Below are 11,872 nucleotides of genomic sequence, written 5' to 3'. Positions count from 1 at the left end.
GCGCAACAGCATGATTGGCGAGTTGCTGCCACATCGCTGGACGCCGCCAACCGCGTCACCCTGACTGTCACCACCACTGCAGGGCCGCGGTCAATATGGGTTTGCCGCGCGCTTACAAACATCCTCAGCCTCCTTACTTTGGTTAATCAAAGTTGCACTTCGTGCTTGAATCCGCCTTTTTTGTATTTAATGAATAAATGAATTTATCATGGTAGCAAATCAAGAGTCACAGGCTGATTTGATGATATTTTTCTTTTTGCTACTTGGCCAACAACTTTGTCAAGAAATTTTGGTGGCAAACCATGCCCAGGCTTAATACTCCTAATTGCATCGCTAGTAATAATCTCACAAATTTGTATATCTTTTGCGAAGTAAAGTGACCGCCTAAATATTACATTCCTTTGCTCACTGCTTTTTCTTTCATAGTCAATTGCGCCGAGTGCTTGCCAGGCGGTTTTAGTATCACGGCATAGCGCAGCTAATTCAGCCGGTTCCAAAGAAAAACTATCATCCGGCCCGCCACCGCTGCGGTGCGGTCAAGCGTGAAGTGTTTTTCAATGATCGACGCGTCCATAGCAACGCTGGTGATGGCGGTGGTGTTGTCTAGGGTGTGGTCTGACAAGCCTGTGACCAAGCCAAAGCGTTGGATCATGTGAGGAATAGTGCGCAGGTTGTAGTCTTCTGCGGGTGCGGGGTAGCCACTGCCGCAGTGCAACACAGCCAGCTCTTTGCAGCCGCCTGCGCGGGCAGCGTCGATGGCCTTTTGTATTTCATCCGCATCGGCCATGCCGGTAGAGATGATCATGGGCTTGCCTGTACTGGCCACGTATTTGGTCAGTGCGGGGTCAACAGCTTCAAAGGACGCAATTTTGTAGGCCGGAGCGTTCAGATCTTCCAGCAGGTCAACGGCGGTATTGTCAAAGGGCGAGCTGAAGATGGCAATGCCCAGTTTACGGGCAAGTTCAAAAAGCGGTTTATGCCATTCCCACGGCAGGTGGGCTTCTTGGTACAAGTCATAAAGCGTACGGCCGTCCCACAGGCCGCCGTGGATGCCAAAGTCTTCAGAGTCGCAGTTCAGCGTGATGGTGTCAGGACGATAGGTTTGCAGCTTGACGGCATCGGCCCCCCGCTTTTTTGGCTGCTTCGATGATTTTGAACGCGGTTCCAATATGGCTGTTTTGGTTGGCAGACATTTCGGCGATGACGTAGGGCAGCATTTCTGCCCCAACGACGCGCCCTTCAATAGTTATAGTTTCAGGCATCAGGCTTTTTCCAAACGGATAACGTATTTGTGACCATGCAATTCAAAGAATGCGGGAAATCTACCAGGGTCACAAACCCGGATCAGATCAAATTGCTCTTCAATAGTTTTTTTGGGATCAACGTGGCTGTTGGAGGGGCTGCGCTTGGGATGGTTGCCGAACACTTTCAAAACGGCAACAACCCTGCTTTTTCGCTTCAGCTTTGGTTTTAACCCAAAAAATTCATCAGGAAATGAGCGCCTGCCCAATTTGCAGCATGGCAGGCTGCAAACCGTCGCATTGGCGCGTCCACATCGTTCTCAACATGGCGTGCAGGTTGTCCGCGAATGCAGCATGTCGGCCAAGGTCGGATTGACTGAATCGATCACGCAGGCTTTGACGAATGGCCGCGAGTTCGGGGATGTGTTCGCTCCAATAAAGGCCCTTGGCCAAATAGTCCTCGATACTGGTAGCAATAAAGTCATCCAGCCCCAGATGGTGCAAGGTGCTGGCACCAAAGCGGCTTGCCGGGCTTTCTCCAGCGAGTGATAAAGACGGTACTCCCATCCATGCCGCGTGGGCAGTTGTGGCGCCACCACCATAGGGGAATGTGTCCAAGCAAAAATCAACCTGGTGGTGGAGTGTCAAATACTCTTGCAAATTGGCGCGCGGGAAAAACGTCAGGCGGTCTGGGGCAATGCCTTCATCAGCAAAACGATGGAATAGCTCCAATTGGCTTTCTGTCGGAATGCCGCCAAAAACCATCATTGCATCGGGAATGTTCCGCAGCAACATGGACCACAGCACAACAACCGATGGATTGAGTTTGTTGGTGCGGTTGAAGCTTCCAAAAGTAATGTACCCATTGACTAGTGCGGGCAGGGCATTTACGAGCGGCGCATGCGGGCTTGGTTTGAACGTGACGGCCGACGGGATGTAGGCAGGTTTTTCACATAGCTGCCAATCCAGGTCGCCCGGCGGGATCCAAAATGTGTCGCACAAATAGTAGTCCATGGCTGAAAGGCCACTGGTCCCCAAATAGCCAAGCCAACTCACCTGAATGGGGGCCGGTTTTCGTGCGAATGTGAGCAAACGGTTGTGTGCGGTGTGGCCTGAGAGATCGAACAAAATATCAATGCCATCTGCACGAATGCGGTTCGCTAAATCGCCGTCGGTCAGGTCGGCCACGCAGTGCCAGTACGCAAAACTGTTGCGCATGCGCTTGGTAACTGCATCATCATAAATATGGTTGTAATACGCGTGCAGGACAAGATCGGGCTTTTGAGCCAGGAATTCAAACGCGGGCTCAAAAAAGTTGGCCAGTGCATGGTCATAGAGATCTCCCGACACAAAACCAATATGAATCACCCTGGTGGGGTCCATGGCATTTGTGTGTGGCGGCCAGTCTTTTTGCAAGGCGGGCTCGAATTTTTGCCCAAACGCCCGGTGCTCTGCGTGCAATTGATCGGGCGTTGTGTGAACGTCAAGGCTCAGGCAATACAGGAAATTGCTGTGTGCAGCAGCCCAGTCCGGCTTCAGCTGCAATGCTTTGTGAAAGGTTTGCTGTGCCTCGCTGCTGTGGCCCTGGTCTTTGAGCGTGATGGCCAAGTTGTTGTAGGCCTCGGCCCAGTCCAGCTTAAGCGCCAGCGCTTGCTGGTAGCTGGCAATTGACTCGGTGTACTTCCCCTGCGCATGAAGGGCATTGCCGAGGTTGTTGTGCGCGCGCGCCATGTTGGGTTGCAGCGTGACGGCTTGCCGACAGTACAGTTCGGCCTGCGGGAATAACCCCATGGTTTTGAAGATATTGCCGATATTGTTGTACGCATTGGGGTTATTGGGCTGCAACCCAATGGCGTGAATGTAGCTTTTGACAGACTCATCCAGCATACCTTGCTGATGGTATTCGGCGGCAAGGTTGAAGTGCGCTTCGTAGTCGTCAGGGCGTGCTTCTGCGGTGGCTTTGTGTGTCGCCAAGGCCTCGTCCAAGCGTCCTAGGTGGTGCAGTGTGGAGCCATGAATCTTCCTTGCCAACCCGTGCTGCGGATACTTTTCGATCAACTCTTTGGCCAGTAACTCGGCCCTTGCGTACTCCATGTGTCCAAACAGTCGGTTTAGTGTGCGCAGGTCTTTGACGGGCGGATCGATGCATGTGACGGGCTGGTTAACCACAACATGGCTCGTAATTTCATCGGCGGTCAGCGCCGTAGGTGGCACATCCGCGCACCAGCGTAGCCACATGGCTCGCAACATCGCTTCAAAATCATCCGCAAACGCTTGGTATTGCCCGAGGGGTGACGCTTCAAAGCGCGTGCGCAGGGTTTGTCGAATACCTGCAAGCTCTGCTGTGTGCTCTGCCCAATAGGTGCCTTTGGCGATGAACTCGTCCTCGCTGGTCGCAATAAACGTGTCCAAATCGAGGTGGTGCATTTCGGTGGCACCAAAGCGGCTGGCGGGTGTTTCTCCGGCCAGGGATAAGGTTGGCACACCCATCCATGCGGCATGGGCAGTCGTTGCGCCACCGCCAAATGGGAACGTGTCCAGGCAAAAATCCACCTTGTGGTGGAGTGCAAGGTAATCGGTCTGTGACATCCGCCCAAAAAAAGTCAGGCGGGTATTGGAGATTCCCTCATGCTCAAATAACTTCGCAATATTGTCTTGGTGCTCCTGCGGTATGGCCCCAAGAACCATTTTTGAGTCAGGGAACCGCTTCAGCAGCGTCGACCATGTGCGAACGACGGGGGGGTTAATCTTATTTTGACGGTTAAAGCTACCAAAAGTGACGTATCTATTGCTTAGCGCTGGCAGCGGGTTGACCGGTGGCGAGAAGTGGTTCGGCTCAAAGGCCACCACGGCGGGCAGGTAGGCCAGCTTCTCGGTAAATTGCCAGTCCAGTTTGCCGGGAGGTATCCAATAGGAATCCGCAACGTAATAGTCCATGGCGCGAAGGCCGGTCGTTCCAAGGTAGCCTAACCAACTCATTTGAACGGGTGCGGGTTTTTGTGCAAATGCCGGCAATCGATTCAATACGGTGTGGCCGTTTAAGTCAACGAGGATGTCGATGCCATCGTCGCGAATTTTTGCGGCCAATTCGTCGTCACTGAGTTCGCTGACGGCGTGCCAGTTACGCAAAAAGTCTCGCAACCGGTTTGTCACCAAGTCCGATTGCGTGTTGTTGTAATAGATGTAGATGGACAGTTCTTGCTTGTCGATCAAATGTCCAAACAGGGGTTCAAAATAGTTTGCCAATGCGTGGTCGTAGAGGTCTGCGGTGACAAAACCAACCTTTAACGCGCGGGTAGCTTCTTTGGAGTTTGTATGAGGCAGGCGCTTGGTACCCACCATGGCCTCCAACTGTTCGCCAAATGCACGATGCTCGGCAAAAAGCTGTTGCGGTCCAATTTCAGCATCGAGACTCATGAGGTGAAGCAAATCACTGTGGATAAACTTCATTGCCGGGTCAATGTCCAGTGCCGCCCGATAGCTCTCATGGGCGTTGTGCAGTTTGTTTTGCAATTCCAGCGCGTTGCCTAACCGGATGTGGGTCAGTGCGTTATCCGGGTCGGCCTCCAACGCCCGCCGGAAAAAGGTTTCGGCTTGCGCGTGTTTGCCTTGGTGGCGCAGCAACGATCCGTAATTGTTCAATGCCTTGACATAATTGGGCGCTATGGCGAGCGCCTTTTGGATGCACGCTTCAGCCTCTTCCATGCGACCTAACCCGAGGAGGGCGGTGGCCAAGTTGTTGTGCACAGAAGCATCGTTTGGGAGTAAGGAGCGCGCTTTCTGAGTCGCAATCAGTGACTCGGCGTGGTTGCCCTGGTCTTGGTGAATGACCCCCAATACCTTCCAGCCAAATCCATGCTTGGGGTATTGAGTGATTAGCGCTTGGGCTGCTGATTTCGCGTCTTCCACACGGCCACTTTGAAAAAGCGCCGTCAACGTTTTTATATCTTGCCCGCGCGGGCTGCGTTGGCGGTCTGCTTTGAATTTTGCGCCTGTCATTTGGCCCCTTGGCTGTTAGTCGTGCTTGGAATCCCTTCGCACAGGCGCGACTTTAACGCGATTCAACGTGTGGTTAACCGCGCAGCAGAGCGAGCACGCTCTGTGGCGTCTGATTGGCTTGGGCGACCATGGCGGTACCGGCTTGCTGCAACACTTGAGCGCGTGACAGGTTTGCCGTTTCCTGAGCGTAGTCTGCGTCCATGATGCGACCCCGTGCCGCCGCTGAGTTCTCAGAAGACACCCGCAGGTTGCTGATCACCGTGTCAAAGCGATTTTGCGTAGCACCCCAAGTGGCGCGTGCCGAAGTGACCGCATTGATGTCCGCATCCAGTTTAGATATCTCGGCAAATGCGGTGCTGGTGGCGGAGCCCAAGGAAACGCTGGATCCGCTGAAACTGCTTGAAGTTACCGACAACTGGTCGTTTGCAGCGACTGCATTGGCTCCGACCTGGAAGGAGAATGTTGCTGCGGCAGTACCGATAACGGTTTGACCATTAAATTGGGTGGCTGTAGCGACACGGGTGTTCTCTTGTTTTAGCAACTGGTACTCATTGTCCAGCGACTGAATGTCGGTTGAGCTGTTGGTGCCGTTGGATGCCTGCACCGCCAACTCCCGCATACGCTGCAGGTTATTGGAGATGGCGCCCAGGGCACCCTCCGCCGTCTGCGCTAGGGAGATCCCGTCGTTTGCATTGCGAATGGCCACGTTCATGCCACGGGTCTGTGCATTCATCCGTTCGGCAATGGCCAGACCGGCGGCGTCGTCCTTGGCGCTGTTCACCCGCAAGCCCGAAGACAGGCGCGCCATGGAGGTGGACAGTGAGTTCGCCGAACTGGCCAGATTGCGCTGGGCGGTCATGGAATTGATGTTGGTGTTAATCGCGGACATGGAAGGCTCCTTTTAAGCTGAATGTGAATCCGGCATTGCTGCCATTCATTGCCAGCACCATGCTGACTTGGTTAAACGATGGGTGAATTTTGCTGATGCCAGCACATCGCATTCGCCCAATGAAAAGGGTAAATCCCCCGCATTTCCCACCTTTTTGCCATATTCAATAGCGGATTTTTTAAAAATTGGGCTCAAGTTCTCGCAATACCGTACCGAAAACAAATCAACGGGTCCTATCAAGGGCACGTCATCCGGTTAGGTCTTGTAAGAGCGCAGTCCCAGGGGGTTAGCCCTAAGTTGGCAACGCGATCGGCAATGACGCCAGATTTATGTAGCAAAAAAGGAGCCTTCCATGTCAGCGATTAACACCAACATCAATTCCATGAACGCCCAGCGCAATCTGGCCAGTTCGGCGAATTCCCTGTCCACTTCCATGGCACGCCTGTCTTCGGGCTTACGGGTCAATGGCGCCAAGGACGACGCCGCTGGCCTCGCGATTGCCGAACGGATGAACTCACAGACCCGTGGCATGAACGTTGCCATCCGCAACTCCAACGATGCAATTAGCCTGGCCCAGACGGCAGAGGGCGCCTTGGGCGCAATCTCCAATAACCTGCAGCGTATGCGGGAGTTGGCAGTGCAAGCCTCCAACGGCACCAACACATCTACCGACATTGCGTCACTGGATAGTGAGTATCAGTTGCTGGCGAAAGAAAATACACGCGTAACCACCGCCACCCAATTCAATGGCCAAACCGTTATCGGCACTGCAGCTGCAACATTTACCTTCCAGGTCGGAGCCAATGCAGTCGCTGCAAACGATCAAATCTCGGTTACATCGTCCAGCTTCAGCGGATCTAGCGTTTCCTTGGGAACCGCAACCAGCACGGCTTTTGCCGAGATTTCTAAACTGGATGCGGATATCAATGCGGTCACTACGGCCCGTGCAACATGGGGTGCCACCCAAAATCGCTTTGACACAGTGATCAGCAACCTTCGGGTGTCTTCTGAGAACTCCGCAGCGGCACGGGGCCGAATCATGGACGCAGACTACGCTCAGGAAACGGCCAACCTGTCACGCGCTCAAGTGTTGCAGCAAGCCGGCACCGCGATGGTGGCCCAAGCCAACCAGGCACCACAGAGTGTGCTTGCACTCTTGCGGTAAAGCGGCCAACGGTACGTTGATAGGCGTACTTAAAGGGTAGTGGCATGGCGGCGCAGGGGTACACCCGGCGCCGCCATTTGTCATATGGGTATCGGTTGGTTTAGACTGGCCAAGTAACTGGAGTCAATCATGGCAATCTCTTCTGCAGGCGTTGGAAGTGGTCTTGATGTGAAGAGCATCGTGACCCAACTGGTAGCGATTGAGAAGCAGCCATTGAAAGCGCTTCAGACGACCGCGACCAAAATTCAGACGCAGTTAAGTCTGTATGGCACGATCAAGTCGCAGGTTTCTGCATTGGGTGATGCGGCTGCAGTGCTGGCAGGGGCCGGTGGTTGGACTGCCCAAAAGGCGACTTCATCCAATGCCGCGGCCGTCAGCGTTTCGGCGGGGTCCGGCGCTGTTCCTGCTGTCCTTTCGGTCAGCGTGCAGCAATTGGCGCGGGCCCAATCAGCTGCATCGGTGGGTTTTGCAGCGGGCACAGCGGTGGGCGCCACGGGTACCTTGCAAATTGAAGCCGGTAGTTGGAATAGTGCCGCTCCGCCCGTGTTTACCCCGGGCACCAGTGTGCCCATCAGCATTGTTGCTGGAGACACCATCAGCACCATCGCCGGTAAAATTAATTCCGCCAGTGCAGGGGTTACCGCCACCGTTTTGCGTGACGGAGCCAATGAGCGCCTGGTCATTCGGTCTGCTTCAACCGGCGTAGCGGCGGGCTTTCGCCTCAATAACCCGGCAAACCCGGGGCTCGCCGCATTTGGTTTCACCAATCCGTCAGATGGTGCCGCTTTTGTGGGGCAAACTGCTCTGGACGCCAAGGTGAACATTAATGGTGTCAACATTAGCTCCGCCACCAATACCATGTCGAATGTTACGCCGGGTGTCAATCTGCAGCTAAATCAGTTGACGACTGCGCCAGCCGACATCACCATCGCGAACGATCTGGATGTGGTTCAAAAAAATATTCAGAGCTTTGTGGACGCCTACAACACGTTGAATGCGACGATTGCGGATGCAACCAAATATGTTGCTGCAACCAAGACCGGGGGGCCGCTGCAGGGCGATGCAACCACGCTGGGGTTGCAGAGTGCCATCCGGTCTATGCTGGGGTCCAGTAGCGTGGGGTCAACGTTTGCCGGGTTGTCAGATGTTGGGATCGAGCGCCAGACCGACGGCTCGCTCAAAATCAATTCAACCAAGTTGACCAGCGCGCAGCAGAATCTGACGAATTTAAAAAATTTATTCACCGCTGACAATGCCAATCCGTTGACCAATGGTTTTGGATTGAAGGTGCGCGATTTTTCCCGAGCCATGGTGGCATTTGACGGCCGGATCACCAATAAATCGACCGCCTTGCAGGCGTCGATTACCCGCAATTCCAAGGACCAGGACCGGGTCAATGAAAATGCTTCCCGTGTCGAAGCGCAGCTGTACAAGCAGTATTCAGCGCTGGATGCCCAGATGGCCCAGATGAGCGGTCTGAGTTCATTTGTAACGGCACAACTTGCCGTATGGAATAAGGCGTAATCGCTTAATTTCCTTGTGGGTGTGCCGATATAGATAGCATGCGACACACAAGGAGCCAATGAAAATGTTTACACCCGTCAGCATGCGTTCAGCAAATACTTATAAAAGCGTTGGTTTGGAAACATCCGTAACCGGTGCCAATCCACACCAGTTAGTTGCCCTGTTGTTCGATGGGCTGCAGCAGTCTTTGAGCACGGCAAAAGGGGCTATTCTTAGCGGCGATATCCCCGCCAAGGGACGTGCCATCAGCCGCGCTGTTCGCATTCTGGAAGAGGGCCTCAAGGCCGGATTGGATGCCAATAGGGGGGGCGAGCTGGCAAGCAATTTGCGCCGCTTGTATGACTATTGCATTTTTAAGACTACGGAAGCCAACTTGCGCAATGATGTTGCGCCGCTTGAGGAAGTCATCAACCTCATCAAGCCGGTAGCCGACAGCTGGAGTCAAATCAGGGGCGAGGCCATTGTGCAGTCCTACAAGAATTGAAGGAGAACAAAAGTGAGCCAACTGCTGATTGACTATTACAAAGCCATCGAAGACAGCAGCCTCAAAATGCTGAGCGCAGCCAAGTCTGAAGATTGGGATCGCGTGGTGGAGTTCGAAGGCACGTGCGCCATCTTGATTGAGCAACTTCGCCTGAAGGCGCGTACTGAAGAGCTATTGCCCGCCCAACGCTCCGAGAAGACCCGCATCATGCAACGCATCCTCCAAAACGATGCTCAAATTCGCTATTTGGCCGAGCCATGGCTGGCCCACTGCGAGCAGGCGTTCGATGCGCCGCGCCAGTTACTGCACTAAATTGCTACGTATTTGATAGCTTCCTGCGCAATAGCTACGGGGGCTAGAGGCCAATTTTGCTTGTAAATAGCTGAGCCTCACACCTGCATGTTCATGATGTCGGTATACGCCTGCACCATGCGGTTGCGCACATGCAGCGTGGCCTGAAAGCCGATTTGGGCCTTCTGAATGGCCACCATGGTTTCTTCCAGGCTGACCTTGGGGTTTTCCATCTGCACTTCCTGCTGAAGGCGGGTTGCCTCGTTCTGTGTGGCACTCACAGACCCCAGTGCGCTTTTCAGAGCGCCTGAAAACCCGCCACCCACGCCTTCGGCTCCGCCAGAGGCGCTGGGCCGCACGCCCATGCTGGGGCGAATCGTGGTGGGCATTGATACCGGTGTGAGCTTGAAATCCATACAGTCCTCCCCTGTGAAGTAGGGTGCTGCGATCGTATAACCCGCTTGCGTTGGCCATTATTTTGAATTGGTGGGTAAAGCGGGTGCTTATTACCCTAATGTTTTCGGAGGGGGGTCGAATAATCAGTCCCATTCGTGAGGCGATTCGCGCCCCACTGCACCGGAAAGCAAGATGCCGTCAGTTGCCACCATCCCTGTAAATCCCACCATCGGCCAGCGTCTGGCCGGGCTTGACCAAGGCCAGCGCTTGCGCCTGGCGCTGGGCGTGCTGCTGTTTGTAGCCATTGGTGTGGTGGGCCTGGTGATGGGCCGGCAAGCCGAGTGGCGGGTGCTGTACTCCAATCTGGCCGACAAAGACGGCGGTGCCGTGATTGCCCAGCTGGGTACCCTGAACGTTCCTTATAAGTACACCGAAGGCGGTGGCGCCATTTTGGTACCGGCAGACCGTGTGCATGATGTGCGACTCAAACTGGCCTCCCTGGGTTTGCCCAAGGGTTCGGTCAACGGGTTCGAGATGATGGAGGCCAACCGCTTTGGCATGACGCAGTTTCAGGAGCGGTTGACGTTTCAGCGCGGTCTAGAAGGCGAGTTGACGCGCTCCATACAGGCGCTGGCATCGGTGCAAAACGCACGGGTGCACCTGGCACTGCCCAATCAGAATGGTTTTTTTCGGGAGCAGCAAAAGCCGTCTGCCTCGGTTTTGCTGAGCCTGCACCCCGGGCGCACGCTGGACCGTGCTCAGCTGGCGGGCATCATTCACCTGGTGGCATCCAGCGTGCCGGAGATGACGCCGTCTGCGGTGAGCGTGCTGGACGACACCGGCAAACTGCTGTCCACTCCAACCGACGGTTCCGGTGGTGTCTTGGGCAGCGACGCCGAGCAACTGCAGTACGCGCAGCAAATTGAGCAGCAGTACAACCGCCGCATCCTGGACATTCTGGAGCCCATTGTGGGTCGACAGAACGTCAAGGCGCAGGTCACGGCCGAGGTCGATTTTTCCCAAACCGAGTCCACCACCGAGTCGCACAAGCCCAACCAGGCGCCTGAAGTGGGTGCCATTCGCAGCCAGCAGGTGGTGGAAAGCTCCAGCGGCGCTGCCGCAAGCCAGCCACCAGCCGGTGTGCCGGGTGCCACCAGCAACCAGCCGCCCGCGCAGGGCTCCGCACCCATCAATGGCGCAGCCCAGCCATTGGCCGCCAACGGACAGTCAGGCTCCACGGGCTCCAAACGGGAGTCGATCATCAACTACGAGGTCGACAAGACCGTTCGGGTGGTGAAAGGGGCGACGGGCGTCATCAAGCGCATCAATGCCGCCGTGGTGGTGAACAACCGGGTTACCACCGACGACAAGGGCAAAACCACCAGCACGCCGCTGACCGATGCACAGATCGAAAAAATGACGGCGCTGGTGCGTGAAACCGTGGGCTTCAACAAGGACCGGGGCGACTCCGTCAACCTGATGAACGCGGCCTTTGTGTCCGACAAGATCGAGATTGCCGATATTCCGCTGTGGCGCCAACCCGAGGTGATGGACATTGCCCGCAGCTTTGCGTGGCCGGTGGGAACCCTGTTGTTTGCGGCTTTGGTGCTGTTGGGCGTGATTCGCCCCGCCATGAAGAACCTGATGCAGGCACCGGCTTCTGCCGGAGGCTCTGCCAATGCGCGTGTCAACCAGCTCGATGCCATTGAGGCCGACCAGCCTGAGCGCCCACAACTCGCAGCCCCACGGGAAAGCAATGAGCCCTCGCAGGCTTCGGCAGGGGAGTTGCGCCTGGAGGATGCACGCAAACTGACCCGCGACAACCCGGCGGCAGTGGCCAATATTGTCAAGACGTGGATCAACGGCGAAGCGCCGGCCTGATA

11 protein-coding genes are annotated in these 11,872 nt (G+C 55.3%); 6 read left to right on the top strand and 5 right to left on the bottom strand.

Translation table 11 applies throughout. The features are described from left to right. Positions 1-206: 206 nt before the first annotated feature. On the bottom strand, positions 207-497 hold the full coding sequence (locus AC097W_RS20635; protein WP_479604513.1) for an SAF domain-containing protein: 291 nt from the start codon (positions 495-497) through the stop codon (positions 207-209). Next, a complete protein-coding gene (locus AC097W_RS20630; RefSeq protein WP_479604512.1) occupies positions 479-1,168 on the bottom strand; it encodes an N-acetylneuraminate synthase family protein in 690 nt (229 codons plus the stop codon). The genes AC097W_RS20635 and AC097W_RS20630 overlap by 19 nt, the downstream gene beginning before the upstream one ends. A 129-nt stretch (positions 1,169-1,297) precedes the next feature. On the opposite strand from AC097W_RS20630, the gene AC097W_RS20625 reads away from it, so the two are divergent. Then, entirely contained in the window at positions 1,298-1,474 is a 177-nt protein-coding gene (locus tag AC097W_RS20625) for a hypothetical protein (protein WP_479604511.1), read from the top strand. Positions 1,475-1,487: 13 nt separating this feature from the next. Here the strand turns inward: AC097W_RS20625 and AC097W_RS20620 are convergent, their stop codons facing one another. Both AC097W_RS20620 and AC097W_RS20615 read right to left on the bottom strand, forming a co-directional pair. Continuing rightward, a complete protein-coding gene (locus tag AC097W_RS20620; RefSeq protein WP_479604510.1) occupies positions 1,488-5,240 on the bottom strand; it encodes an O-linked N-acetylglucosamine transferase, SPINDLY family protein in 3,753 nt (1,250 codons plus the stop codon). A gap of 73 nt (positions 5,241-5,313) precedes the next feature. Then, positions 5,314-6,129 (bottom strand): flagellin N-terminal helical domain-containing protein, encoded by an 816-nt coding sequence (locus AC097W_RS20615; protein ID WP_479604509.1) that lies wholly within the window; start codon positions 6,127-6,129, stop codon positions 5,314-5,316. Between the two features lie 352 nt (positions 6,130-6,481). On the opposite strand from AC097W_RS20615, the gene AC097W_RS20610 reads away from it, so the two are divergent. The 4 genes from AC097W_RS20610 (at position 6,482) to AC097W_RS20595 (ending at position 9,614) form a co-directional block, all read left to right on the top strand. Beyond that, on the top strand, positions 6,482-7,294 hold the full coding sequence (locus AC097W_RS20610; protein WP_479604508.1) for a flagellin N-terminal helical domain-containing protein: 813 nt from the start codon (positions 6,482-6,484) through the stop codon (positions 7,292-7,294). Between the two features lie 129 nt (positions 7,295-7,423). Then, a complete protein-coding gene (gene fliD / locus AC097W_RS20605; RefSeq protein ID WP_479604507.1) occupies positions 7,424-8,818 on the top strand; it encodes a flagellar filament capping protein FliD in 1,395 nt (464 codons plus the stop codon). Positions 8,819-8,876: 58 nt separating this feature from the next. Next, complete coding sequence (gene fliS, locus AC097W_RS20600; RefSeq protein ID WP_479604506.1) at positions 8,877-9,302, top strand: flagellar export chaperone FliS; 426 nt, start codon at positions 8,877-8,879, stop codon at positions 9,300-9,302. Positions 9,303-9,314: 12 nt separating this feature from the next. Further along, positions 9,315-9,614, top strand: coding sequence for a flagellar protein FliT (locus tag AC097W_RS20595; protein ID WP_479604505.1), 300 nt, complete (start codon positions 9,315-9,317; stop codon positions 9,612-9,614). A 77-nt stretch (positions 9,615-9,691) separates the two neighbouring features. Here AC097W_RS20595 and fliE read toward each other — a convergent pair whose 3' ends face one another. Next, the gene (gene fliE, locus AC097W_RS20590; RefSeq protein ID WP_479604515.1) at positions 9,692-9,958 is read right to left on the bottom strand and encodes a flagellar hook-basal body complex protein FliE; all 267 of its coding nucleotides are present in this window, start codon (positions 9,956-9,958) and stop codon (positions 9,692-9,694) included. A 223-nt stretch (positions 9,959-10,181) separates the two neighbouring features. Here fliE and fliF point away from each other — a divergent pair, with 223 nt between their 5' ends. Beyond that, the gene (gene fliF / locus AC097W_RS20585) at positions 10,182-11,870 is read left to right on the top strand and encodes a flagellar basal-body MS-ring/collar protein FliF (protein ID WP_479604504.1); all 1,689 of its coding nucleotides are present in this window, start codon (positions 10,182-10,184) and stop codon (positions 11,868-11,870) included. Positions 11,871-11,872 lie beyond the last annotated feature (2 nt).

It is taken from the genome of Rhodoferax sp. GT1R46, assembly GCF_056521285.1.
The sequence above is the reverse complement of the archived record's forward strand: the minus strand, read 5'-3'. Positions and strand labels throughout refer to the sequence as shown.

Bases quoted from the DNA above. Each gene is read 5' to 3' on its own strand.
- AC097W_RS20625 (WP_479604511.1), top strand. From the start codon at position 1,298: ATGCAATTCAAAGAATGCGGGAAATCTACCAGGGTCACAAACCCGGAT.
- AC097W_RS20620 (WP_479604510.1), bottom strand. From the start codon at position 5,240: ATGACAGGCGCAAAATTCAAAGCAGACCGCCAACGCAGCCCGCGCGGG.
- AC097W_RS20615 (WP_479604509.1), bottom strand. From the start codon at position 6,129: ATGTCCGCGATTAACACCAACATCAATTCCATGACCGCCCAGCGCAAT.
- AC097W_RS20610 (WP_479604508.1), top strand. From the start codon at position 6,482: ATGTCAGCGATTAACACCAACATCAATTCCATGAACGCCCAGCGCAAT.
- fliD (WP_479604507.1), top strand. From the start codon at position 7,424: ATGGCAATCTCTTCTGCAGGCGTTGGAAGTGGTCTTGATGTGAAGAGC.
- fliS (WP_479604506.1), top strand. From the start codon at position 8,877: ATGAAAATGTTTACACCCGTCAGCATGCGTTCAGCAAATACTTATAAA.
- fliE (WP_479604515.1), bottom strand. From the start codon at position 9,958: ATGGGCGTGCGGCCCAGCGCCTCTGGCGGAGCCGAAGGCGTGGGTGGC.
- fliF (WP_479604504.1), top strand. From the start codon at position 10,182: ATGCCGTCAGTTGCCACCATCCCTGTAAATCCCACCATCGGCCAGCGT.